Raw genomic sequence first — 24,042 nt, 5'->3', positions numbered from 1 at the left:
CTGGCAAGGGTGCCGCCACGGGCCGGCCCGCGGCGGTCAGGTCGTGAAGCGGCCGGCGTTCAGCGCGGCGAGCGTGTCGGCGGGCCAGTGCTGGACGTTGCCGCCCAGATAGTCGGTCACCACTTTAGCAGACCCGCACGCGAGGCCCCAGCCGGCCGGGCCATGGCCGAAATTGACGAACACGCGCGGATGCGGGGTCGGACCCACGACGGGCAGGCCGTCCGGCGACAGCAGTTGCATGCCTTGCCACGACAGCGCGGCCGAGATCTTCGCGGCGCCGGGTACCCAGTCGTGGACGGCCTGGCCGAGCAGCGCGAGCGCGGCCTCGGACAGCGGCTCGGCGAGCGGCTTCGCGGTATCCGCCAGGCTCTGCAGCACGGCGGCCCCGCCGATGCGCAGCCGCTGGTGGGTGCGCGTGATCGAGATCCGCTTGATCGAATCGACGACGCTCAGGTGAGGGGCATGTTCTTCGTACGCGACCGGCGCGGTGAGCGTATGGACGCGCACCGGGTGCAGCGGCAGGCGCCAGCCGAGCCGTTCGAGCAGCGCAAGGCTGCCGGCGCCGGCGGCGACCACGATCGCGTCGGCCGACATCACGTCGACCTCGCGCGCGTGCGCCGCGCCCCGGTTGCCCGACGGGGCGAGCTCGACCGCGACGCGGCCGTTGTCGACGCGGATCGCGGCGACGTCCGCACCGAAGCGGAACTGCACGCCATGCTCGTCGAGCGTCTGCTTGACCAGTTTCGCGAACAGCGGGCAGTTGCCGGTGCGCTCGGTTTCGAGCAGCACGCCGCCGGCAAAGCCGGGCTCGGCCGGTACCGACGGTTCGAGCGCCACGCATTCGTCGGCGGTGAGCGTGCGGTACGGCTGGTCGAGTATGCGCAGCAGGTCGAGCGCGGGCTGCAGCGCGTCCCAGTCGCGCGGATCGCGCACGACGTGCAGGATGCCGGGCTTCTGCTCGAATTCGAGCTCGAGGCGCGCCTCGATATCGGCGAGCGTGTCGCGCGACACGTCGATCAGCGGGCGCAGCCGCGCGTACTGCGCGGCGAATGCATCGGGCTCGCGCAGCGTGCCGAGCTGCTTGACGAAGCGGCGCACGCCGCCGTTGAAGCCCGGCTTGTAGACGATGCCGCTGTCGCGCGGCTGGCGCTGGTGCATGAAAGTCGGGCCGAACCAGACGTCGAGCGGGCTCGGCAGCAGCGCGCCGCCGTCGCCGTAGGTCGCGCCTTGCGCGACGGTCGCGTGGCGTTCGACCACGCACACGCGATGGCCGGCCGCGCGCAGCTGGTAGGCGGTGGCGACGCCGCTGATTCCGCCGCCGATGACGATGACATCCATTGAGATTGCTTCGATGACGGGCGGCGCGCACGCCGCCCGGTGAGAATTCGCTGAGGGCCCGGGCCCGGTGAACCCGGAATGATAGCGCCAAAAGTGCGCGAGCCGGCGGCGGGCGAGCATGGCCGTGCGGCCATGCGGCGGCGGCCGGCGCCCGGGCCGATAGAGGCCGATCCGGCGGACAGCCGCGCGTGCCGCCCGCACCAGCACCGTGGCGGTGCAGCCGGACTACCGATCGGCCGGTCTTGGGCGGCCGACTTCCGGGTATAATTACGGCCTTCCTTTCGCCCCACGTCGCCACCTCGCGCGACTCATCGACGTCAGTCCAGCCCATGGCTCACTTCTCGTGTTTTCCCGGCGCTTCGGCCCTCTCCGATTTCCGTCAAACCCGTCTGCTCGACACGCTCAGGCAAATCGACGCCAACATCGTCGCGGTGCGCGGCCAGTTCCTGCACTTCGTCAATGCGGCCGAGCCGCTGTCGGCCGACGACAGCGCGCGCATCGATGCGCTGATGCACTACGGCGCGCCGTTCCAGCCGGCGGGCGAGAAGGGCGCGACCGAGACCTTCGTCGTGCTGCCGCGCTTCGGCACGGTTTCGCCGTGGGCGAGCAAGGCGACCGACATCGCGCAGCACTGCGGCCTCACGCAGGTGCGCCGCATCGAGCGCGGCGTCGAATTCACGGTCACGCTGAAATCGGGCCTGCTCGGCGGCAAGAAGGCACTGTCGGACGACGCGCGCGCGGCCGTCGCGGCCGCGCTGCATGACCGGATGACCGAAAGCGTGGTCGCGGCGCGCGACGATGCGAAACACCTGTTCGACGAACTGCCGGCCAAGCCGCTGTCGACCGTCGACGTATTGGGCGTCGGTCGCGGCGCGCTGGAGCGCGCGAACGTCGAGCTGGGCCTCGCGCTCGCCGACGACGAGATCGACTACCTGGTCGACGCGTTCCGCAAGCTCGAGCGCAACCCGACCGACGTCGAACTGATGATGTTCGCGCAGGCGAACAGCGAACACTGCCGCCACAAGATCTTCAACGCGCAGTGGACGATCGACGGCGAAGCGCAGGACATGTCGCTGTTCGCGATGATCCGCAATACCGAGAAGCTGAGCCCGCAGGGCACGATCGTTGCGTATTCGGACAACTCGTCGATCATGGTCGGCGCCGAAGCCGAGCGCTGGTTCCCGCGCAAGGCCGGCGCGGCCGGCGAGCCGGGCGAGCGCTACGGCCGCCATACCGAACTCACGCACACGCTGATGAAGGTCGAGACGCACAACCACCCGACGGCGATCTCGCCGTTCCCGGGGGCGGCGACCGGCGCGGGCGGCGAGATCCGCGACGAAGGCGCGACGGGCCGCGGCGCGCGTCCGAAGGCCGGCCTCACGGGCTTCACCGTGTCGAACCTCGACCTGCCCGATGCGCGCCAGCCGTGGGAAAACGCGCGCGACGCCGCGCAGCCGGTGGCCGAGCGCAACCCGAACGAAGTGCACGGCCCGTACGGCCGTCCGGACCGCATCGCGTCGCCGCTGCAGATCATGATCGACGGCCCGCTCGGCGGCGCCGCGTTCAACAACGAATTCGGCCGCCCGAACCTCGGCGGCTACTTCCGCGTGTACGAGCAGAACGTCGGCGGCACGGTGCACGGCTATCACAAGCCGATCATGATCGCGGGCGGCCTCGGCAACATCGCGGATCAGCACACGCACAAGCACGACGTGCCGGCCGGTTCGCTGCTGATCCAGATCGGCGGCCCCGGCATGCGGATCGGCATGGGCGGCGGCGCCGCGAGCTCGATGGCGACCGGTGCGAACACCGCCGAACTCGACTTCGACTCGGTGCAGCGCGGCAACCCGGAAATCGAGCGTCGCGCGCAGGAAGTGATCAACGGCTGCTGGCAGCTCGGCGCGGAAAACCCGATCCTGAGCATCCACGACGTCGGCGCGGGCGGCCTGTCGAACGCGTTCCCCGAAATCGTCGACGGCGCGGGCAAGGGCGCGCGCTTCGAACTGCGCAAGGTCGCGCTCGAGGAATCGGGCCTGTCGCCGCGCGAAATCTGGTCGAACGAAGCGCAGGAGCGCTACGTGCTGGCGATCGCGCAGGCCGACCTGCCGCGCTTCGAGGCGATTTGTGCGCGCGAGCGCTGCCCGTTCGCGGTAGTCGGGGTCGCGACCGACGAACGCGAGCTGAAGCTCGTCGACGACGAAGCGACGGGCGCGGACGAATACCCGGTCGACATGCCGATGGAAGTGCTGCTCGGCAAGCCGCCGCGCATGCACCGCGACGTCGCGCGTGTGACGACCGAGCGCGCGCCGGTCGACGTGACGGGCATCGCGCTGTCGGCCGTCGCGCTCGACGTGCTGAAGCACCCGACGGTCGGCAGCAAGTCGTTCCTGATCACGATCGGCGACCGTTCGGTCGGCGGCACGTCGGTGCGCGACCAGATGGTCGGCCCGTGGCAGGTGCCGGTGGCCGACTGCGCGATCACCGCGCTCGACTACGCGGGCTTCAAGGGCGAGGCGATGACGATGGCCGAGCGCACGCCGCTCGCGGTGATCGACGCGCCGGCGTCGGGCCGCATGGCCGTCGGCGAAGCGATCACGAACATCGCGAGCGCGCCGATCGCGTCGCTCGACAAGCTGAAGCTGTCGGCGAACTGGATGGCCGCGTGCGGCACGGCCGGCGAGGACGCCGCGCTGTTCGACACGGTCAAGGCGATCGGCATGGAGCTGTGCCCGGCGCTCGGGATCGGCATCCCGGTCGGCAAGGACTCGCTGTCGATGAAGACGAAGTGGGACGAGCAGGGCGTCGCGAAGGAAGTCGTGTCGCCGGTGTCGCTGATCATCTCGGCGTTCGCGCCGGTCGAGGACGTGCGCCGTCATCTCACGCCGCAACTGCGCCGCGTGGCCGACGCGGGCGACACCGTGCTGATCGCGATCGATCTGGGCCGCGGCAAGAACCGCATGGGCGGCAGCATCTTCGCGCAGGTCACGCAGCAGGTCGGCGACACGACGCCGGACGTCGACGACGCGGAAGACCTGAAGCGCTTCTTCAACGCGATCCAGTCGCTCAATGCGCAAGACAAGCTGCTCGCGTACCACGACCGCTCGGACGGCGGCCTGTGGGCGACGGTATGCGAAATGGCGTTCGCGGGCCATGCGGGCGTGTCGCTGAACGTCGACATGCTGACGCTCGACCCGAACCACGAATCCGACTACGGCGACGCGAAGGACTGGGCGAAGCAGACGAGCGGCCTGCGCGACGACCGCACGCTGCGCGCGCTGTTCTCCGAAGAGCTCGGCGCCGTCGTGCAGGTGCGCGCGTCCGACCGCGACGCGGTGCTCGGCGCGCTGCGCGAGTTCGGCCTGTCGACGTGCTCGCACGTGATCGGCTCGGTCAACGATCGCGACGTGATCGAGGTGTACCGCGACGCGAAGAAGATCTTCGACGCGCCGCGCACCGAACTTCATCGCGCATGGAGCGAAGTGAGCTGGCGCATCGCGCGCCTGCGCGACAACCCGGCCTGCGCGGATGCCGAATACGACGCGCTGCTCGACGCGGCCGATCCGGGCATCTCGCCGGTGCTGACGTTCGATCCGGCCGACGACATCGCCGCGCCGTTCATCGCGCCGGGCGCCCGGCCGCGCGTCGCGATCCTGCGCGAGCAGGGCGTGAATTCGCACCTGGAAACGGCTTACGCGTTCGACCGCGCCGGCTTCGATGCGCACGACGTGCACATGAGCGACCTGCTCGCGGGCCGCGCGTCGCTGGCCGATTTCGCGGGTGCGGTGGCATGCGGCGGTTTCTCGTACGGCGACGTGCTGGGTGCGGGCGAAGGCTGGGCGAAGACGATTCGCTTCAACGCGAACCTTGCCGACATGTTCTCGGCCTTCTTCGCGCGTCCCGATACGTTCGCACTCGGTATCTGCAACGGCTGCCAGATGCTGTCGAGCATCGCGTCGATGATCCCCGGGGCGGAAGCGTGGCCGAAGTTCACGCGCAACAAGTCCGAGCAGTTCGAGGCGCGCTTCTCGTTCGTCGAAGTGGAGAAGTCGCCGTCGATCTTCTTCGCGGGGATGGAAGGCTCGCGGATTCCGGTCGCGGTCGCGCACGGCGAAGGCTATGCGGACTTCTCGCAGCAGGGCGACATCGATCGCGTCGCGGTCGCGATGCGTTACGTCGACCACCGCGGCGAAGCGACCGAACGCTATCCGTTCAACCCGAACGGCTCGCCGGCCGGCATCACGTCGGTGACGACGGCCGACGGTCGCTTCTCGGTGCTGATGCCCCACATGGAGCGCGTGCATCGCACGGTCACGATGAGCTGGCACCCGGAAGGCTGGGGTGAAGCGAGTCCGTGGCTGCGCGTATTCCGCAACGCGCGTCGCTGGATCGGCTGATCGGGATGATGTTCGACCCGAACGCGCCGGTCGAGGTCGTCACGCTGCGTGACGCGCGTGCGAGCGAGGCCGACGCGATCGGCCGCGTGATCCGCGCGGCGTTCGCGGGCGAGCCGCAGGGCGGCGCGTTCGAACAGCGCATCGTCGACACGCTGCGTGCGCACGGTGCGCTGAGCGTATCGCTCGTCGCGGAGCGCGACGGACGTATCGTCGGGCACGTCGCGTTCTCGCCAGTCGCGATCGGCGGCGAGCCGATCGGCAGCCAGCAGTGGTACGGGCTCGCGCCGCTCGCGGTGCGGCCCGATTGCCAGCGGCAAAGCATCGGCGCCGGGCTCGTGCGCACGGGGCTCGACGCGTTGCGTCGGCTCGGTGCGCGCGGCTGCGTGGTGCTCGGCGAGCCCGCGTATTACGCGCGTTTCGGGTTCGAACCGCACGGCGACATCGTGTTTCCGGGCGTGCCGGCCGAGTATTTTCTTGCGCTGTCGTTCGACGAATCCAAGCCGCTGCCGTCAGGCGACGTGCGGTATCACGACGTGTTCTATCCTGCCGCGTAGCGAACGCCGCGGGCGGGCGACACCTGGCGTGGAAAAGCCGCTCTACGGAGCGGTTTTTTATTGCACGTCCGCCGCGCACCGCCGCATCGCGACATACGTGTTCGTGCGCGCCAAAAGAAAAAGCCGCTCCGAAGAGCGGCTTGTCGATGCACGTATGACGCGCGCCGGCGTTACTGGATCTTCGCCTGCTGGCGCAGACCTTCCTCGAACGCCTGCAGCTTCTGCTGCACCAGCTGCTGCGCGATCTGCGCCTTCACCTGGTCGAACGGCGGCGGCGCGATGTCGCGGATGTCGTCGACGCGGATGATGTGCCAGCCGAACTGCGTCTTCACCGGCGCGTCGGTCATCTGGCCTTTCTGCAGCTTCTGCGCGGCCGCCGCGAATTCCGGCACGTACGCCTTCGGGTCCGACCAGTCGAGATCGCCGCCGTTCTTGCCCGACCCCGGATCCTTCGAGTATTGCTTCGCGAGATCCTCGAACTTCGCGCCGCCCTTGATCTTCGCGATCAGGTCCTTCGCCTGCTGCTCGCTCTCGACGAGGATGTGGTGCAGGTGGTACTCGCGGTTGCCGCCCACGCCCTTGACGAGTTCGTCGTAGCGCGCCTTCACTTCGGCGTCGGTCGGCTGGTTCTTCTTCAGGAAGCTCTCGATCATCGAGCGCAGCACGACGGTCTGCTGCGCGACGGCGACTTGCGCCTTCACGTCCGGACGGTTCGGGATGCCTTCGCGGATCGCTTCCTGCATCAGGATTTCGCGGTTCACGAGTTCCTGGCGCACGGCCTGCTGCAATTGCGGACCGTCGGTCTGGCCTTGCTGGACGAGCTGCGCGACCATTGCGTCGGCGCGCGACTTCGGAATCGGCGTGCCGTTGACGACGGCGATGTTCTGGGCAAATGCCGGTGCCGCTGCAAATGCAGCCGCCGCGACCCACAGGCGGGGGGATTTCAGGATCATCGGGAATTCCTAATGAGACTAGATTGAAGATTCGTTGAATTCTTCGGGCGTGTAAGCCACGATCGCGAGCGCGTGAATGCCGCGCTGCATCGCATCAGCGAGCGCATCATACACCAGCCGGTGCCGCGCGACGCGCGGCTTGCCCGCGAACGCGGACGACACGATCGTGACCGTGAAATGGCCGCCGGCGGCCGCGCCCGCATGGCCCGCGTGCTGCGCGCTGTCGTCGCGCACGGTGAGCGACAGCGGCGTGAGCGACGCGGTGAGGCGCGCTTCGATCAGCGCGATGCGTTCGTCGGCGGAGGCGTGGAGAAAGGCGTCGCTCATGTCACTCGTCCTTCAGGTATTTCGTGAGCCACAGGCTCTGCAGGATGATGAACACGACCATCGCGCCCGTCGTACCGAACAGCTTGAAGTTCACCCATTGCGATTCGGTGAAGTTGTGCACCACGTACAGGTTCGCGACGCCGAGCACCGCGAAGAACAGCGCCCAGGCGGCGTTCAGCTTGTCCCACACGGGGTGCGGCAGCGTGAGCTGCTTGCCCATCATCTTCTCGATCAGGTTCTTGCTGAACGCATAACGCGCGGCGAGCAACCCGATCGCAAACAGCCAGTACAGCACAGTCGGTTTCCATTGAATGAATTTCTCGTCATGCAGGACGAGGGTGGCGCCGCCGAACACGACGATCACGCCGAGGCTGACCCACAGCATCGTGTCGACCTTCCGGTGCCGGAAGGCGACCCAGGCGACCTGGGCCAGCGTCGCGACGATCGCGACGGCGGTGGCGGTGAAGATGCCCCAGACCTTGAAGGCGACAAAAAACAGGATGATCGGAAACAGATCGAACAGGAATTTCATGGCGCTCGCAGCTGCGTGACGGGCCGCTGGCGCGGCCTGTCACCGTTGTAGGGACCCGCCAGGCATCGCCGTCGCGGATCGGGGCGGCCGGCCCGCGGCTGGCCGCCCGGCAGATCCGCCCGGCGCCGCTCATTCGTTTTCGGGTCGGGACTCGAAGTTTAACGCAGCCGAATTGATGCAGTACCGCAAACCGGTCTGGTCGCGCGGGCCGTCCTCGAACACGTGGCCCAGATGCGCGCCGCAATTGTTGCAGCGCACCTCGACGCGCACCATCCCGTGCGAGTAGTCGACCTTCTCGTCGATCACCTCGCCGTTGAGCGGCTTGAAGTAGCTGGGCCAGCCGCAGCCCGAATGGAACTTGGCGCCGGATTCGAACAGCGGCGTGCTGCAGACGACGCACTTGTAGATGCCGGCATCCTCGGTGTCGGTGTATTCGCCGGTGAACGCGCGCTCGGTCGCCGCGTGTTGCGTGACCTCGTACTGCATCGGCGTGAGCCGGCGGCGCAGCTCGGCGTCGTCCTTCTGGTACGGGAAAGTCTTGTCGTCGGAATCGTGGGACATCGGGGTTCTCCTGATCGGTCGGTCGAGATGCGCGGGTTGCGGGCTCAGGACGAGCAGCTCACTTCGAGCGTGCCGGCCCAGTCGGGCGGCAACGCCGCGTACGCTTCATGCTCCGGTTGTTCGTCGAACGGGCGACGCAGGACCTGCGCGAGCCGCTCGACTTCCGAAAAATCCTTTTCCTTCGCGCGCCGGATCGCAACTTCGGCCAGATGGTTGCGAAGCACGTATTTGGGGTTCGCGCGGTTCATTGCAACCGAACGGGCCGCGTCGTCGCGCGTTTCCTCGGACAGCCGCGCGCGGTAGAGGTTCGCCCATGCGTCGAACGCTTCGCGGTCGATGAACAGGTCGCGCACCGGCGCGTCGCGGCTCGCGTCGTGCTTCGAGATCTGCGCGAGCCGGCGGAACGTCAGCGTGAAATCCGCATGGCTCGCATGCATCGTCTCGAGCAGCTTGTTCGCGAGCTCGGCGTCGCCGTCGCGTTCGAGCGCGAGGCCGAGCTTCGCGCGCATCGCGCGTTCGAGCGCGGGACCGAAGCGCTCCGGAAACTTCGCGAGCACGGCCTGGGCGTCGTCCACCGCGCGCTCGGCGCGCGCGTCGTCGTCGGCGATGCCGTGCTGCAGCCCGATCAGCGGCAGCAGCGCCTGCGCGAGGCAATAGCAGTTCCAGTGCGCGATGCGCGGCTGCATCCGGTACGCATAGCGGCCGTTGGTGTCCGAGTGGTTGCAGATGTAGTTCGCGTCGAATGCATCGACGAAGCCGAACGGACCGTAGTCGATCGTCACGCCGAGGATCGACATGTTGTCGGTGTTCATCACGCCGTGGCAGAAGCCGACCGCCTGCCATTGCGCGACGAGGTCGGCCGTGCGCAGCGTCGCGGCCTCGAGCAGCGCGAGGTACGGATCGTCCGCGTCGCGGCAGGCCGGATAGAAGCGGTCGATCACGTGATCGGCCAGCTGGCGCAGCAGGTCGGGGCGATCGTTCGAGAAGAAGTGCTCGAAGTGGCCGAAGCGCACGAAGCTTTCCGACACGCGCGTGACGACGGCCGCCGTCTCGATCTCCTCGCGCACCACCGGCTGGTCGGAGCCGATCACCGTCAGCGCGCGCGTGGTCGGGATGCCGAGGTGATGCATCGCTTCCGAGCACAGGAATTCGCGGATCGACGAGCGCAGCACCGCACGGCCGTCGCCCATCCGCGAATACGGCGTGCGGCCGCCGCCCTTGAGCTGCAGTTCGTAGCGCCGGCCGTCGGCGCCGGGCAACTCGCCGATCGTCAGCGCGCGGCCGTCGCCGAGCTGGCCGGCCCACACGCCGAACTGATGGCCGGAATAGACCGACGCGTACGGCATCGCATGCACGGGCCAGTCGCGCGTCGGGTTGCCGGCGAACAGCTCGGCGAAGCCGGGCTGCGCGGCGAGCGTGGACGGCAGATCGAGCAGTTGCGCGACTTCGTCGGAAAAGCCGACGACGTACGGTGCGGCCAGCGGCGCGGCCGGCAGCCGCGTATGAAACGCGTCGCCGAGCGTGACGAACGCGCGTTCGGCGGGCGCGCCGAGCGTCGCGGCGAGGTCGGGCAGGGTGTCAGCCGCATCGGCTGCGCTTCGGGAAAACGACATGTTGAGCGCCTCTGGGTAAGCCGATATTGTAAGGCGGCGTCGCGCCGCCCGCATGGCGGCCCGCGCATCGTGCGCCACGCCCGTCCGGGCCGCCGACGGGCGCGCATGCGGGCTGCTTCCGGATGGAAACGGCCGCCAGGCGGGTCACCGATTCGCATCCTCACGGAGAACAAGACGATGGGTAAGCCGTTGCTGGGCCAGATGATGGATGTGCCGCTGCTGGTGTCGTCGCTGATCGCGCATGCCGCGCGGCATGCGGGCGACACGGAAATCGTGTCGAAGCGCGTCGAAGGCGACCTGCATCGCTACACGTATCGCGATTGCGAACGCCGCGCGAAGCAACTGGCGCAGGCGCTCGCGCGGCTCGGCGTCGAAACCGGCGACCGCGTCGGCACGCTCGCGTGGAACGGCTACCGGCATCTGGAAGCGTATTACGGGATCGGCGGGATGGGCGCCGTGTGCCACACGATCAACCCGCGCCTGTTCCCCGAACAGATCGCGTACATCGTCAATCACGCGGAAGACCGCTACGTCTTCTTCGACATCAATTTCGCGCCGCTCGTCGATGCGATCGCGCCGCAATGCCCGCACGTGAAGGGCTGGATCGCGATGACGGACGCCGCGCACCTGCCGTCCGGCGCGACGCCGTTCCTCTGCTACGAAACGCTCGTCGAAGCCGAGGACGGCCGCTACGACTGGCCGCGCCTCGACGAGCAGCAGGCATCGGGGCTCTGCTACACGTCGGGCACGACCGGAAACCCGAAGGGCGTGCTGTATTCGCATCGCTCGACCGTGCTGCATGCATACGGCGCCGCGCTGCCCGACGCGATGAACCTGTCCGCGATGGACGCCGTGCTGCCCGTCGTGCCGATGTTTCACGTCAACGCATGGGGGCTGCCGTACGCGGTGCCGCTCACCGGCGGCAAGCTGGTGCTGCCCGGCAAGGATCTCGACGGGAAATCGCTGTACGAGCTGATGGAGGCCGAGCGCGTGACGTTTTCCGCGGGCGTGCCGACCGTGTGGCTCGGCCTGCTGAACTACATGCGCGAGGCCGGCGTGCGTTTCTCGACGCTGAACCGCACGGTGATCGGCGGCTCCGCATGCCCGCCCGCGATGCTGCGCACGTTCGAGGACGAATACGGCGTGCGTGTGATCCATGCGTGGGGAATGACCGAACTGTCGCCGCTCGGCACGCTCGCGAAGCTCAACTGGGCGCAGTCGCAGCGGCCGCTCGACGCGCAGCGCCGGCTGCTCGAGAAGCAGGGGCGCGTGATCTGCGGCGTCGACATGCGGATCGTCGGCGACGACGGCCGCGAGTTGCCGTGGGACGGTGTCGCGTTCGGCGAACTGCAGGTGCGCGGGCCGTGGGTGATCGACCACTACTTTCGCGGCGATGCGTCGCCGCTGGCGGACGGCTGGTTCCCGACCGGCGACGTCGCGACGATCGACCCCGACGGCTTCCTGCAGATTACCGACCGCAGCAAGGACGTGATCAAGTCGGGCGGCGAGTGGATCAGCTCGATCGACATCGAGAACGTCGCGATCGCGCATCCCGGGGTGGCCGAAGCCGCGTGCATCGCGTGCGCGCACCCGAAATGGACCGAGCGGCCGCTGCTCGTCGTGGTGCCGCGCGAAGGCGCGAACCTGAGCCGCGACGCGCTGCTCGCGTTCTACGAGGGCAAGGTCGCGAAATGGTGGATTCCCGACGACGTCGTGTTCGTCGAATCGCTGCCGCACACCGCGACCGGCAAGCTGCAGAAGCTGAAGCTGCGCGAAACGTTCCGCGATTACGTGTTGCCGACGGCGGTGTGCGCGCCGTAAGCCTTCGCGTCCGGGCCGCCGCCGGCCCGCGATTCGGTCCCGATGCGATCCCCCGATCCGTCCCCGGATCGGGAGCGAAATTCAAATTGAACGACCGTGCTTTTTCGTTGTATGCTGCCTGCGTTCATTCGGACATGCGGCCGTTCGACCGCGCACAATGAAGCGCAGCCAATCCGGCGCGCGATGCATGGAGGCAGGCAGATGGCAGTGGATTACTCGACTCGCGACGGCGTGGCCGTCATCACGCTCAACAATCCGCCCGTCAACGGGCTCGGCCTGTCGACCCGCCAGGGCGTCATGGACGCGCTCGATCGCGCCGCGCAGGATCCGTCGGTCACGGCCATCGTGCTGACCGGCGCGGGTCGCGCGTTCTCGGGTGGCGCCGACATCACCGAATTCAATACGCCGAAGGCGCTGCAGGAGCCGACGCTGCACACCGTGATCCGCGCGGTGGAGGCAAGCGCGAAGCCGGTCGTCGCGGCGCTGCACAGCGTCGTGATGGGCGGCGGGCTGGAGCTTGCGCTCGGCGCGCACTACCGCATCGCCGCGCCCGGCGCGCAGGTCGCGCTGCCCGAAGTGAAGCTCGGGCTGCTGCCGGGCGCGGGCGGCACACAACGCCTGCCGCGCGCGGTCGGCCTCGAAACCGCGCTGAACATGATCGTGTCGGGCGCGCCGGTGCCGTCGGAGCAGCTCGCGAAGAGCGGGCTGTTCGACGAAATGGCCGACGGCGACCTGCTCGACGCCGCCGTCGCGTTCGCGCGCAAGGTCGGCGCGCAGAACGGCCCGCATCCGCGCGTGCGCGATCGCAAGATCGTCCACGAGAACGCGGCGGGCTTCATCCAGTTCGCGCGCAACTCCGCGCGGGCCGCCGCGCCGAATTTCCCCGCGCCGCACAAGTGTATCGACGCGATCGAGGCCGGCGTGCTGAACGGCTTCGACAAGGGCAGCGTCGCGGAACGCGACGGTTTCGTCGCGCTGATGATGACGCCGGAAAGCCGCGCGCTGCGCCATGCGTTCTTCGGCGAGCGGGCGGCGAGCAAGATTCCCGACGTGCCGGCCGATACGCCGCTGCGCGAGATCCGCCGGGTCGGCGTGATCGGCGCGGGTACGATGGGCGGCGGGATCGCGATGAACTTCATCAACGCGGGGCTGCCGGTCACGCTGCTCGAGACGAAGCAGGATGCGCTCGAGCGCGGCCTCGCGACGATCCGCAAGAACTACGACGCGCAGGTGAAGAAGGGCAAGCTCACGCAGGAGAAGCTCGACGCACGCATCGCGCTGATCACGCCGACGCTGTCCTACGACGACCTGAAGGACGCCGACCTGATCGTCGAAGCGGTGTTCGAGGAACTCGGCGTGAAGGAGCAGGTGTTCAAGAAGCTCGACGAAGTCGCGAAGCCGGGCGCGATCCTCGCGTCGAACACGTCGACGCTCGACGTCGACAAGATCGCGGCGTTCACGAAGCGTCCGCAGGACGTCGTCGGCATGCACTTCTTCAGCCCGGCGAACGTGATGAAGCTGCTCGAGGTCGTGCGCGGCGCGCAGACCGCGAAGGATGTGCTCGCGACCGTGATGGCGGTCGCGAAGAAGATCCGCAAGACGGCGGTCGTGTCGGGCGTGTGCGACGGCTTCATCGGCAACCGGATGATCGAGCAGTACATCCGCCAGGCGCTGTTCATGCTCGAGGAAGGCGCGCTGCCCGCGCAGGTCGATCGCGCGATCGAGAAGTTCGGCTTCGCGATGGGGCCGTTCCGGATGAGCGACCTCGCCGGCAACGACATCGGCTGGGCGATCCGCAAGCGCCGTTACGTCGAGCAGCCCAATCTGCACTATTCGAAGATCGCCGACCGCCTGTGCGAACAGGGCCGCTTCGGCCAGAAGACGGGCGCCGGCTGGTACGACTACGTGCCGGGCGACCGCAAGGCGAAGCCGTCGTCGCTCGTCGACGAGATGGTCGTCGCGTACTCGAAGGAGCGCGGCGTCGAGCGGCGCAAGATCGGCGACGACGAGATCGTCGAGCGGCTGGTGTTCGCGCTCGTCAACGAAGGCGCGAAGATCCTCGAAGAGAAGATCGCGTCGAAGGCGTCCGATATCGACATGGTCTACCTGACCGGGTATGGCTTCCCGCTGTGGCGCGGCGGCCCGATGCTGTACGCGGACATGGTCGGCCTCTACAACGTCGAGCGCGCGATTCGCCGCTATGCGGCCGCGCCGAACGGCGACGCATGGCAGCTCGCGCCGTCGATCGCGGAACGGGCGAAGGCCGGCCGCGGGTTCAACGGCTGACGATATCGCACGACGGCGCGCCCGATTCACCCAGGAGAATTGAAATGAAACGCACCGACGACGTCCTGCTCGTGATCGACGTGCAATACGACTTCATGCCGGGCGGCGCGCTCGCGGTGCCCGACGGCGATGCGGTCGTGCCCGTGATCAACGCGCTCGCGCAACGCTTCGACCAGATCGTGCTCACGCAGGACTGGCACCCGCGCGAGCACGTGTCGTTCGCGGCAAACCATCCGGGCCGCGAGCCGTTCTCGACGCTCGCGCTGCCGTACGGCGAGCAGGTGCTGTGGCCCGTGCACTGCGTGCAGGACACCGACGGCGCGGCGCTGCATCGCGACCTCGACATCCCGCATGCGCGGCTCGTGATCCGCAAGGGGGGCGACGCGCAAGTCGACAGCTATTCCGCGTTCGTCGAAGCCGACCGCACGACGCGCACGGGGCTCGCGGGCTATCTGCGCGAACTCGGCGCGAAGCGCGTGTGGTGCTGCGGGCTCGCGACCGACTATTGCGTCGCGTGGTCGGCGCTCGATGCGCGCGCGGCCGGTTTCGAAGCCGCGGTGATCAACGATGCGTGCCGCGCGATCGACCTGAACGGGTCGCTCGCGCACGCATGGCAGCAGATGCAGGCAGCGGGCGTCGTGCATGCGACGTCCGCCAGCGCGCGCCCGGCGGCGTAGCGCAGACCCCAACATGAAGCAGGACCGAAGGAGACTCGCATGACCGAAGCCGTAATCGTATCGACCGCCCGCACGCCGCTCGCGAAATCCTGGCGCGGCGCCTTCAACATGACGCACGGCGCGACGCTCGGCGGCCACGTGGTCGCGGCTGCGCTCGAGCGCGCGAAGCTCGACCCGGCGCGCGTCGAGGACGTGATCATGGGCTGCGCAAACCCCGAAGGCGCGACCGGCGCGAACATCGCGCGGCAGATCGCGCTGCGCGCCGGGTTGCCGGTGAGCGTGCCGGGGATGACGGTGAACCGTTTCTGTTCGTCGGGGCTGCAGACCATCGCGCTGGCCGCGCAGCGGATCATCGCGGGCGAAGGCGAGATTTACGTGGCCGGCGGCGTCGAGTCGATCTCGTGCGTGCAGAACGAGATGAACCGGCACATGGTGCAGGAAGGCTGGCTCGTCCAGCACAAGCCCGAGATCTACTGGAACATGCTGCAGACCGCCGAGAACGTCGCGAAGCGCTACGGGATCTCGAAGGAGCGCCAGGACGCGTACGGCGTGCAGTCGCAACTGCGGGCCGCGGCCGCGCAGGAAGCCGGGCGTTTCCGCGACGAGATCGTGCCGATCACCGTGCTCGCGGGCATCGCCGACAAGGCGACGGGCCGCCTGTTCACGCAGGAAGTGACGGTCTCGGCCGACGAAGGCATCCGCCCCGACACGACGCTCGAAGGCGTGTCGAAGATCCGTTCGGCCGTGCCGGGCGGCGTGATCACCGCGGGCAATGCGAGCCAGTTCTCGGACGGTGCGTCGGCATGCGTCGTGATGAGCGCCGAGGCTGCGCAGCGCGAAGGGCTGCAGCCGCTGGGCGCGTTCCGCGGCTTCGCGGTGGCCGGCTGCGAGCCGGATGAAATGGGCATCGGCCCGGTGTTCGCGGTGCCCAAACTGCTGAAGCAGGCCGGGCTGACAGTCGACGACATCGGCCTGTGGGAACTGAACGAGGCGTTCGCGGTGCAGGTGCTGTACTGCCGCGACACGCTCGGGATTCCCGAGGATCGCCTGAACGTGAACGGCGGCGCGATCGCGGTCGGCCATCCGTACGGCGTGTCGGGCGCGCGCCTGACCGGCCATGCGTTGATCGAGGGCAAGCGGCGCGGCGTGAAGTACGTGGTCGTCACGATGTGTATCGGCGGCGGGCAGGGCGCGGCCGGCTTGTTCGAAATCCTCTGATCTTTGACCGGCGGCGGCCGCGGTCGCGCTCCGGCGTCACCGCACACCGCCGCCGCCAATCGGCGCGACCGATGCGCCATTCGCAACGATCGGGAAGCAAAAGGCATGCGGCCGGCAATGCCGTTTCCCCTGACTTGTCAAACGAATTCCCCCTCCTATACTTGCTCTGACATTTGCCTTTCGGCACGATGGGGCAGATCATGCGTCGCGCCAGCCGTGCCGCGAAGATTCGAACCAACGCAGCAGACCGACCGGGGACCGAATGAGTACGACCTATGCAGCCGGGGAACCGCCGCGCGTCGTCAGCGCGGCCGCCAGGCTCTACGCGAAATGCCTGCTGGTCGGATTCGCGTTGCTGCCAGCCTATCTGATTGCCTATCTGTGGTTCTTCAGCGACCGGAGCGTCGTGTTCGAGAACCACGCCTTCCATGAAATCGCGATCGCGGCGGCGACGCTCGAAGGTGCGTTCGTCACCTACGTGACGTGGGTGTGTTACCGGTCGTCCGGCGAGCCGCTGCTGCGCTGGCTGACGCTCGGTTTTCTCGGCTTCGCGATGATCTACGCGCTGCACGGCGCGTTCACCGGGATGGCGCACCACAATATCTGGCTGTTCCTGCTGTACGGGCCCGCGTCGCGGTTCGTGATGTCGGCGTTGCTGCTCACGGGGCTGCTGTCGTATTCGCGGCCGCCCGACCGGCTCGACAAGCGCACGAGCGTGCGGACGTGGCTGCCGTGGATCGTGTTCTTCCTGATCGTCAACGTGGCCGTCGCGTACGTCGCGTATTCGCCGGTCGCGGGTGCGCTCGGCACGCGGCTGTCGATGGAAGGCGGCGCGCTGGTGTTCTCGCTGCTGAACGTGTGCCTGCTGCTCGCACGGCGGATCCGCTCGCCGCTGATGGTGATCTACGGCGTGTCGATCATGGCGTTCGCGCTGTCGTCGCTCGCGTTCATCCTCGGCAAGCCGTGGAATCACATGTGGTGGCTCGCGCATGCGATCTTCGCGGGCGGGTTCTTCCTGCTGAGTTACGGCGTCGTGCAGGCGCTGCAGACGACGCGCTCGTTCTCGGCGATCTACAGCCAGGAAGACCTGATGAGCCGGCTGTCGGAATCGATGGCGCGTACCGAAAGCGCGCTGCAGGAGCTGCGGCGCACGAACCAGAAGCTCGAGTACATGGCCGCGACCGACCCGATGACGGGCGCGTCGAACCGCCGGCAGTTCATCGCGCAGGTCGAGCGCGAAATCGTGCGGGCCGAGCGCGACGGCACGCCGTTCTGCCTGCTCGCGCTCGATCTCGACAATTTCAAGAACATCAACGATGCCTACGGGCACCAGATCGGCGACGAGGTGCTGCGCGGCGTCGTGCGCCAGTGCCTCGAGGCGATCCGGCCGGCGGGCGCGCTCGCGCGGGTCGGCGGCGAGGAATTCATGGCGCTGCTGCCGGAGATGCCGCTCGAAGGCGCGCGGATGACGGCCGAGCGCGTGCGTTCGTCGATCGCGAGTGCGCCGTTCGGGCTGGACTTCAAGCGCGTGCAGGTGACGGTCAGCGTCGGCGTCGCGCAATACGGCGTCGACGGCGGCACGGTCGATGCGCTGCTGCGGGCAGTCGACGAGCGGCTGTACCAGGCGAAGCGCGAAGGGCGCAACCGCGTGGTGTCGCGATGATCCGCATGTCACCGCCGCGCCGGCGGCGGGGGCGCCCCCGGGGCTTTTGCCGACCGGTGCCGGTGCCGGCGCCGGTCGGCACGCGTGCGGCGACGCGCTAGCGCGTCGCCACCGCCGTCGCCTGCTTCGGCTGCCCGTCCTGCTTCGGCTGTGACGCCTGCCACCAGTACTTGCCCGCGCGCTGCTGCGGATCGCGGATCGCGAGATACGTCGTACTCCAGAGCTGCGCCGCGTTGGCTTCGGTCGCATCGGCGCTGCGCGTGCCGAATGCGTCGGTCTGGTACTTGCCGTTCACGTAGGACCACGTCCACATTTCCGACGTACGCATGTCGCGTCCGTTCGAGATCACCTGCCAGATCGTCTGCCGCGCCTGCGTGAGCAGCGTGCGTGTCGTGGCCGACAGGTCCTGGCGCGCCAGCTGGCGATCGAGCCCGGCCACCCACATCGCCTGCTGCCACGACCAGATCACCGTGCCGTGATACGCGGAGCTCGTGAATTTCGGCCACAGCGACGGGTTCGCGTACGCGGGGTTCGCGATCAGCATGCCGACATCGGTCACGAGGCCGGTCGGGAACGGCCGCGTGACGTCGGCGACGATCCGCTGGAGCTGATCGTCCGGCGGCGTGCCGAACAGCAGCGCGAAGCTGCCGTCCGAATTCATCACCGGGATCGGGTTGCCCTGCTGGTCGAGCGAGAGCGCATAGAAGGCCAGCGGCGCGTTGGGCGCGGCGCCGGCCGGCACGCCGGCGGACGGCGCATAGGCCGACACGTCGGTGGCCGCCTGCGCGGCCGGCACGCTGACCTGGAACAGCGGCGGCGCCTGCGTTTCCCACGTGGCCGCTTCGTTCGCCGTGTTGGCGAGCGTCGCGCGCTGCCCGGCATCGAGATACGGATCGAGCAGGCCGCGGGCGAGGAACGCGTTCGCCGCGCGCAGCGCGGCCGGCACGAGCACCGCGTTCACGTCGTACGGGTACACGCCGCCGCCGAGGCCGTCGGTACTGTCGCGCCAGTTGCCGACGATTTCGCCGGGCCGCAGGTGAATCAGGTTCGCGACCGACGGCTGCTGCGCGAACGGCTGCGCGGTCGTCGCGACGTGCAGCAGATTGACGACGAGGCGGCTGCCGTTGGTCTGCCCGTCGCTGCCGCGCTGCGCCAGATACGCGGCCGCACGCGCCTGGCCGCGCGTATCGTCGATCAGCCACGCGGCCGCGATCGGTGCGAGCAGGTAGTCGCTGTCGATCATCTTGTAGTCGTAGGTCGGTGTCGGATCGTTCGGCCGCCCGTTCTTCTGGTTGTCGACCAGCGCGAATTCGCCGATGCCTTCCTCGTGCGCGACCTTGCCGTCGGCCGACAGGCGGCTCAGCACCGACGACAGCCCGGCTTCGATCGCCGCGGGTTCGAGCACGGGCATCAGCATGCGGACCGAGATCAGCGTGTCGCGGCCGAAGTACGTGTCGTACTGCCACGAGCCCGCCAGCAGCTTGTCGTTGAAGCTCAGGAATTCGAGCACGTTCTGGCTGACCGGGTCGGGATTCACGGACGGGGCGAACAGGTCCGCGTGCGTGATCGGCGACAGCGGAGTCTCGCCCGACAGCGCATCGATGTGCAGCTTCAGCGTGTGCGAGCCCGCCGGCGCGTTCAGCACGAGCTTGCCGCCCGCTGCCGGCGCGATGCTGCCGCCGTCGCGCAGCGTGATGCGCAGCGCATAGCCGGGCGCGCCGTCGAGCCGGTCGCGTTGCCATTGCGCGGTGCCGCCCTGGACCGTCGGCGCGGTGAGGATCTGCTGCGGAATCGTCGCGCCACCGTTGAAGTCGCGCAGGAAGCGCACGTTGCTGAGCACGCCCTGGCGGATCGTCAGCGTGGCGGTGTCGACCGACACGTCGGCGCCGATGCCGTACAGCGGGCGGCCGCGTGCGTCCGGGGCCGACAGCGCGGACGGCGGCGTGTCGAGGGTCCAGTTCACCGGCTGCGCGGTGTCGTCGAACCACAGCCCGGTGCCGCTGTTGCCGGCGGGGAAGACCACGAGCAGGCGCGGCTTCGTCGACGAGCGCACCAGCAGGTGCGCGGCGACCTTGTCCTGTCGGTAGAACGCGTTGATCTGGCCGCCGGTATCCATGCGGAACGACAACGCGGCGGTGTTCGACGGCGGGGTGGTCGACTGGACGTCGTCGTCGTTGCAGGCCGACAGCAGGCCGGCGCAGACGAGCCCGAGACACAGCGACTTCGCAAGGCGATGCATGTTGATGTCCCTCCTGATGACTGGCGATTTTTTATCTGGATATCTAATTGGCGGATCTTGGGTCCGTTTGGTGCTGCTTTGCATTCATTCTTGGCGAATGACTGGAGTGAATGGGGGTATTGCGTTTCTTCGAAAGGAAACGAGTTGGCAAGTAGCCGAGTGCCGATAAATGCCGAAGGCTGAAAACGACAGGGGCGCACGTCGATGCCCGGCCGGAAGGTCAACGCGAAGGGCCTTCGCGCAGGTGAGTGGCGAATCCGGAGCGGCGAGGAAAACGATACGTAAGCCGTCGTAGGCGATTCTAAATTTGCGGGAAAGTCGACGTCAATAATGTTTTTGTTTTCCAATATTAAATTGAAAGCCGGTCGCAATTATTACTCGTCGCGCCGGTAAAATGTGCGATTCAATGGGATCGAATTAATGCATTCCAGATATCGGTTGAAAACCGGTCGGCAATACGCTATCGCGCCGGCGATCGATGCCGGACAGGAAACGAATCGCCGGATTGTGTCGGTCGGCGTCGTGACAGGCCGACGTGCGTCGCAAACGCGCGCGAAGGCCGGTCAGCAATCCACGTTCCCGCGCATGCCCGCACGACCGCGCATCGTCGCCTTCGGCGCTTTGCCGGCTGAAGCAGCTCGACGAAGACGGCGCGACGCTCGAGCGGCTCGTTCGTGGCCGATTCGTCGCCAGACAAGGCCACGTTGCACGACGTGCTTTCAAAAAGCGCTGAGGCCTTCCCGGCGTCGTGAACACGTCACGGACTCGAAGCGGCGTTTCGGCACAAGCCAGGGCAGACCTGCGCGTCGTTGCAGTGGCCCCGCACGCTCTACCGTCACGAGTCGGTCGCCCGGGACCGAAGCGCACGCTGGAGAGGCGCGCCGAACGTGTGTATCGGGAGGCAGAAACCCGCTACGCGCGGACAATTTTTCGCGCTGGATATTTATAATCGCCCGCGGCTGAGCCTTTCCGTTCGCGCTGGGCGCGAATATCGGCCCAACTGATTTAGTATGAGCAATCTGCGCTCGACGGAAGGGGCGCTCATTCGCAGCGAGGAGACTCATGCATCCCCGTAGGACTGCCCCTTACCTCATCGTGGCGATTGCTTCCGTGATCGCATGCGCGCTCATGGCGCTATGCGTGCTGCAACTCTTGCAGAGCCGCGACGACGCGATGGAGCGGGCAAGGGAAACGTCCCGCAACCTCGGACTTATCGCCGAACGCGACATCGAACGCAATATCGAGTTGTACGACCTGTCTTTGCAGGCGGTCATCCATGGGTTGCAGCGCCACGATGTGATGGACGCTTCGCCGAGCCTGCGCCGGTCGGTGCTGTTCGATCACGCGATGACCGCGGAATTTCTCGGTTCGATGCTCGTGATGGATGCAGGCGGCAATATCGTTCTGGATTCCGGCTACGACGAACCGCGCAAGGGCAATTTCGCCGATCGCCGATACTTCACGGTCCACCGCGACAATCCGAACGTCGGACTCTATATCAGTGACCCGTTCGTCTCCCGTTTGCGTGGAGGAAAGCTCAGTATCGCGCTCACGCGGCGGATTTCGAACCCCGATGGATCGTTTGGCGGCATTGCCGTTATCGCGGTCAATCTTGATTATTTCCATCAGCTCTTCGCCGGGCTTTCGCTTGGCAAGCATGGCTCGATTTCGCTGATCGGCGAAGACGGCAAGATAGTGATGCGTCAGCCGTACGATGTGCATACCATCGGCCGCGACATCAGCAAAGCCGCGACGTTCCGGCGGTTCCAGACCGCGCGAGAGGGCGCCTTCTCCGAAACGTCATCGATCGACGGCGTGCGCCGCCTGTACTACTTCAAGCATTTGCCGAAACTGCCGCTGATCATCATGGTGGCAGAGGCCGAGCAGGACATTTACGCCGCATGGCGGCAACGTGCGATCACGATCGGTGGACTGGTCGCGACGTTCGGGGCGGCGTTCATCGCGCTGTCCTTTCTGCTCGGTTCGCAGCTACGGCGCCGTATGCGGGCGGAATCGGAACTCGTGCTGCTCGCCCGGACGGACGGTCTCACCGGCCTGAGCAATCGTCGCAGCTTTGGCGAGGTGCTGGACCAGGAGTGGCGTCGCGCACGACGTGCGCATTCCGTTTTCTCGCTGCTGTTCGTCGATGTGGACCGGTTCAAGGCTTACAACGACACGTACGGTCACCAGGCCGGGGACGATGCGTTGGCGGCGGTCGCGCGGTGCATCGGCGAGAATATTCGCCGGCCGGCCGATACGGCGGCGCGTTATGGCGGGGAGGAGTTCGTCGTGCTGCTTCCCGACACGCCACAAACCGGCGCGGCGCAGATCGCCGAGCGGATTCGCGCGGCAATCGATGCGTTGGCCCTCGAGCACGCGGGCAGCGAATACGGACGTGTGACGGCGAGCATTGGCCTCGCGTGCTGGATGCCGGATCAGGAAGGGCAGCCGGATGCCGTGATCAAGGCGGCGGATGAGGCACTGTATTACGCAAAGGCGACCGGGCGGAACAAGGTTGCCGCGCTGCAGCCGGCGGAGTGATGGGGATGGTTGCATTGCGCCGTTCGTCAGACTCATGTCGGCGGTGACCGAAGCTGACGGACCCACGTCAAGACACAGTCCATTGCCGTCAGTAAGTTTGGTAGGCTTGTCGCCTGCCTTCGCTTGTCGGCGTCTTGACGCCGGTAAGTGATACGGTGAGAAAGTGGGTATCTTCCGTGAAGATTTCAAAGATGCCCGCTTTTTCCAACCGGACGAGATCCCGAGCGAACGAAAGCGACCGGCGAACGGGCGTAATGTGCCCCGCTGGCAAGGGTTCCCGGCCAAGCGCCGAACCAACACGAACAGGAGCAACCGAAGTGATCAGACATATCGTCATGTGGAAGTTGAATTGACATGCATGACAATAAGTTATTGATTTGTATGGTTGGAGCCGGAAAATTATGCGCTTGATACCCCCTTCGATACCCCCTTTTTCGCGCGCTGAGCTTCAAGCTATAGCGTGACCATGGACGTTGAGGGGTACGGCCGCTGCTGCTGCAACAGCGCGTTTGCGTCTATGTTCGGTCACTTAATCATCGGACTAGTGCAACAGCATTCCAAAAGGCAAACTAGAAGCTCACTGCGGACTGGGGGCCGCATCTGGGGTGCTTGTAATGACGACGATCCTTCTTGTCGACGACGACGAACTCATGCTGCAGACGTATCGCGTGCTTCTTGAAGTCGCGGGCTATCAAGTTGCTTCCGCTCGAAACGGTGTCGAAGCCCTTGCCAAGATAGCGGAAACCGCGGTGGACCTAGTAATGACGGATATGTCAATGCCACTCATGGACGGGGTATCGCTCACGCGGGCGCTACGCGCTGATCCTATGCATTGCTCGGTTCCCGTCGTATTGATGTCCGCAGCGGAGGCTCCCGCTGAGGATGGGTTATGGAACGCATTCTTCCGTAAGCCCGTTTCTTGGCGAGCAGTTGCGCAAACGGTGCGCGAGCTTGTCGCGGGGCAAAGCACTCCGGCCGACATCACTCGTGGTAGCGATCCGGTGCATGCGGCCGTGCCAACAAGTGACTTTGATTCTATGCCGCTTGTCGCCATGGGCGATCGACAACTGAATCCCAATGACGACAGGGAGTCGCAAGATTCGCCTTTTAGGCGGGCTTCTACCCGTGAATCGCAATGAACACGCGCTCGGGTGAGCCTGCCAGCGCTCGTCAGCCTCGATGTTGATTTGCATGGAATCCTGACCCACGATTTGCATTGAATTCTGACCCACCCCTTGGACCAGCTTTGCGGGTTATTCGGTGGGTATCTGGGTCTTCTTTCTCTCCTTTTTTGGCTGTGTCGTGCTGTTTCTGAAACGATAGCT

General features: G+C 66.9%; 16 protein-coding genes and 1 pseudogene. 10 read left to right on the top strand and 7 right to left on the bottom strand.

The genetic code is table 11. The features are described 5' to 3' along the window. Positions 1 to 36: 36 nt before the first annotated feature. Positions 37 to 1,338 (bottom strand): FAD-dependent oxidoreductase, encoded by a 1,302-nt coding sequence (locus HWX55_RS31945; RefSeq protein ID WP_175978614.1) that lies wholly within the window; start codon positions 1,336 to 1,338, stop codon positions 37 to 39. A gap of 329 nt (positions 1,339 to 1,667) precedes the next feature. On the opposite strand from HWX55_RS31945, the gene purL reads away from it, so the two are divergent. Further along, the gene (purL, locus tag HWX55_RS31940; RefSeq protein ID WP_175978613.1) at positions 1,668 to 5,732 is read left to right on the top strand and encodes a phosphoribosylformylglycinamidine synthase; all 4,065 of its coding nucleotides are present in this window, start codon (positions 1,668 to 1,670) and stop codon (positions 5,730 to 5,732) included. Between the two features lie 5 nt (positions 5,733 to 5,737). After that, positions 5,738 to 6,286 carry an N-acetyltransferase gene (locus HWX55_RS31935; protein ID WP_175978633.1) on the top strand — a complete coding sequence of 183 codons (549 nt, stop codon included), beginning with the start codon at positions 5,738 to 5,740 and terminating at the stop codon, positions 6,284 to 6,286. A 170-nt stretch (positions 6,287 to 6,456) separates the two neighbouring features. On the opposite strand, the gene HWX55_RS31930 is transcribed toward HWX55_RS31935, so the two are convergent. From HWX55_RS31930 to HWX55_RS31910, 5 genes are all read right to left on the bottom strand, one after another. Continuing rightward, positions 6,457 to 7,239: a peptidylprolyl isomerase gene (locus HWX55_RS31930; protein ID WP_050013274.1), complete on the bottom strand. Its 783-nt coding sequence runs from the start codon at positions 7,237 to 7,239 to the stop codon at positions 6,457 to 6,459. An 18-nt stretch (positions 7,240 to 7,257) separates the two neighbouring features. Next, positions 7,258 to 7,566 carry a BolA family protein gene (locus HWX55_RS31925; RefSeq protein WP_175978612.1) on the bottom strand — a complete coding sequence of 103 codons (309 nt, stop codon included), beginning with the start codon at positions 7,564 to 7,566 and terminating at the stop codon, positions 7,258 to 7,260. A gap of 1 nt (position 7,567) precedes the next feature. Further along, positions 7,568 to 8,098 (bottom strand): septation protein A, encoded by a 531-nt coding sequence (locus HWX55_RS31920; protein ID WP_050013272.1) that lies wholly within the window; start codon positions 8,096 to 8,098, stop codon positions 7,568 to 7,570. 129 nt (positions 8,099 to 8,227) lie between these two features. Next, on the bottom strand, positions 8,228 to 8,659 hold the full coding sequence (gene msrB / locus HWX55_RS31915) for a peptide-methionine (R)-S-oxide reductase MsrB (RefSeq protein WP_069232789.1): 432 nt from the start codon (positions 8,657 to 8,659) through the stop codon (positions 8,228 to 8,230). A 44-nt stretch (positions 8,660 to 8,703) separates the two neighbouring features. Beyond that, on the bottom strand, positions 8,704 to 10,272 hold the full coding sequence (locus HWX55_RS31910) for a protein adenylyltransferase SelO (RefSeq protein ID WP_175978611.1): 1,569 nt from the start codon (positions 10,270 to 10,272) through the stop codon (positions 8,704 to 8,706). Between the two features lie 177 nt (positions 10,273 to 10,449). Between HWX55_RS31910 and HWX55_RS31905 the strand changes: the two genes are divergently transcribed. From HWX55_RS31905 to HWX55_RS31885, 5 genes are all read left to right on the top strand, one after another. Further along, positions 10,450 to 12,093, top strand: a complete 1,644-nt coding sequence (locus tag HWX55_RS31905; RefSeq protein WP_175978610.1) for a 3-(methylthio)propionyl-CoA ligase — start codon at positions 10,450 to 10,452, stop codon at positions 12,091 to 12,093. Positions 12,094 to 12,294: 201 nt separating this feature from the next. Further along, positions 12,295 to 14,379: a 3-hydroxyacyl-CoA dehydrogenase NAD-binding domain-containing protein gene (locus HWX55_RS31900; RefSeq protein ID WP_175978609.1), complete on the top strand. Its 2,085-nt coding sequence runs from the start codon at positions 12,295 to 12,297 to the stop codon at positions 14,377 to 14,379. A gap of 44 nt (positions 14,380 to 14,423) precedes the next feature. Continuing rightward, a complete protein-coding gene (gene pncA, locus HWX55_RS31895; protein WP_175978608.1) occupies positions 14,424 to 15,056 on the top strand; it encodes a bifunctional nicotinamidase/pyrazinamidase in 633 nt (210 codons plus the stop codon). Positions 15,057 to 15,095: 39 nt separating this feature from the next. Then, complete coding sequence (locus tag HWX55_RS31890) at positions 15,096 to 16,274, top strand: acetyl-CoA C-acyltransferase (protein ID WP_089467655.1); 1,179 nt, start codon at positions 15,096 to 15,098, stop codon at positions 16,272 to 16,274. A 262-nt stretch (positions 16,275 to 16,536) separates the two neighbouring features. Next, positions 16,537 to 17,937, top strand: a complete 1,401-nt coding sequence (locus HWX55_RS31885; RefSeq protein ID WP_175978607.1) for a sensor domain-containing diguanylate cyclase — start codon at positions 16,537 to 16,539, stop codon at positions 17,935 to 17,937. A 97-nt stretch (positions 17,938 to 18,034) separates the two neighbouring features. Here HWX55_RS31885 and HWX55_RS31880 read toward each other — a convergent pair whose 3' ends face one another. After that, positions 18,035 to 20,176 (bottom strand): hypothetical protein, encoded by a 2,142-nt coding sequence (locus tag HWX55_RS31880; protein ID WP_175978606.1) that lies wholly within the window; start codon positions 20,174 to 20,176, stop codon positions 18,035 to 18,037. 607 nt (positions 20,177 to 20,783) lie between these two features. Between HWX55_RS31880 and HWX55_RS36225 the strand changes: the two are divergent. The 3 genes and pseudogenes from HWX55_RS36225 to HWX55_RS31870 form a co-directional block, all read left to right on the top strand. Further along, a pseudogene (locus HWX55_RS36225) lies at positions 20,784 to 21,042 on the top strand (IS3 family transposase); the annotation flags it as partial. A 196-nt stretch (positions 21,043 to 21,238) separates the two neighbouring features. Beyond that, positions 21,239 to 22,717, top strand: a complete 1,479-nt coding sequence (locus HWX55_RS31875) for a sensor domain-containing diguanylate cyclase (RefSeq protein WP_175978605.1) — start codon at positions 21,239 to 21,241, stop codon at positions 22,715 to 22,717. 614 nt (positions 22,718 to 23,331) lie between these two features. Continuing rightward, a complete protein-coding gene (locus tag HWX55_RS31870) occupies positions 23,332 to 23,856 on the top strand; it encodes a response regulator (protein WP_175978604.1) in 525 nt (174 codons plus the stop codon). Positions 23,857 to 24,042 lie beyond the last annotated feature (186 nt).

The sequence above is a fragment of the Burkholderia sp. BCC1047 genome (genome assembly GCF_902833155.1).
GTDB classification, from domain to species: domain Bacteria; phylum Pseudomonadota; class Gammaproteobacteria; order Burkholderiales; family Burkholderiaceae; genus Burkholderia; species Burkholderia sola.
This window is presented reverse-complemented; position numbering and strand designations above follow the sequence as displayed.

What these genes read in the sequence shown, in the direction of transcription:
- HWX55_RS31930 (WP_050013274.1), bottom strand. Translation starts at nt 7,239, where the DNA reads ATGATCCTGAAATCCCCCCGCCTGTGGGTCGCGGCGGCTGCATTTGCA.
- msrB (WP_069232789.1), bottom strand. Translation starts at nt 8,659, where the DNA reads ATGTCCCACGATTCCGACGACAAGACTTTCCCGTACCAGAAGGACGAC.
- HWX55_RS31880 (WP_175978606.1), bottom strand. Translation starts at nt 20,176, where the DNA reads ATGCATCGCCTTGCGAAGTCGCTGTGTCTCGGGCTCGTCTGCGCCGGC.
- HWX55_RS31890 (WP_089467655.1), top strand. Translation starts at nt 15,096, where the DNA reads ATGACCGAAGCCGTAATCGTATCGACCGCCCGCACGCCGCTCGCGAAA.
- pncA (WP_175978608.1), top strand. Translation starts at nt 14,424, where the DNA reads ATGAAACGCACCGACGACGTCCTGCTCGTGATCGACGTGCAATACGAC.
- HWX55_RS31875 (WP_175978605.1), top strand. Translation starts at nt 21,239, where the DNA reads ATGCATCCCCGTAGGACTGCCCCTTACCTCATCGTGGCGATTGCTTCC.
- HWX55_RS31870 (WP_175978604.1), top strand. Translation starts at nt 23,332, where the DNA reads ATGACGACGATCCTTCTTGTCGACGACGACGAACTCATGCTGCAGACG.
- purL (WP_175978613.1), top strand. Translation starts at nt 1,668, where the DNA reads ATGGCTCACTTCTCGTGTTTTCCCGGCGCTTCGGCCCTCTCCGATTTC.
- HWX55_RS31900 (WP_175978609.1), top strand. Translation starts at nt 12,295, where the DNA reads ATGGCAGTGGATTACTCGACTCGCGACGGCGTGGCCGTCATCACGCTC.
- HWX55_RS31905 (WP_175978610.1), top strand. Translation starts at nt 10,450, where the DNA reads ATGGGTAAGCCGTTGCTGGGCCAGATGATGGATGTGCCGCTGCTGGTG.
- HWX55_RS31885 (WP_175978607.1), top strand. Translation starts at nt 16,537, where the DNA reads ATGAGTACGACCTATGCAGCCGGGGAACCGCCGCGCGTCGTCAGCGCG.
- HWX55_RS31935 (WP_175978633.1), top strand. Translation starts at nt 5,738, where the DNA reads ATGATGTTCGACCCGAACGCGCCGGTCGAGGTCGTCACGCTGCGTGAC.
- HWX55_RS31920 (WP_050013272.1), bottom strand. Translation starts at nt 8,098, where the DNA reads ATGAAATTCCTGTTCGATCTGTTTCCGATCATCCTGTTTTTTGTCGCC.
- HWX55_RS31925 (WP_175978612.1), bottom strand. Translation starts at nt 7,566, where the DNA reads ATGAGCGACGCCTTTCTCCACGCCTCCGCCGACGAACGCATCGCGCTG.
- HWX55_RS31910 (WP_175978611.1), bottom strand. Translation starts at nt 10,272, where the DNA reads ATGTCGTTTTCCCGAAGCGCAGCCGATGCGGCTGACACCCTGCCCGAC.
- HWX55_RS31945 (WP_175978614.1), bottom strand. Translation starts at nt 1,338, where the DNA reads ATGGATGTCATCGTCATCGGCGGCGGAATCAGCGGCGTCGCCACCGCC.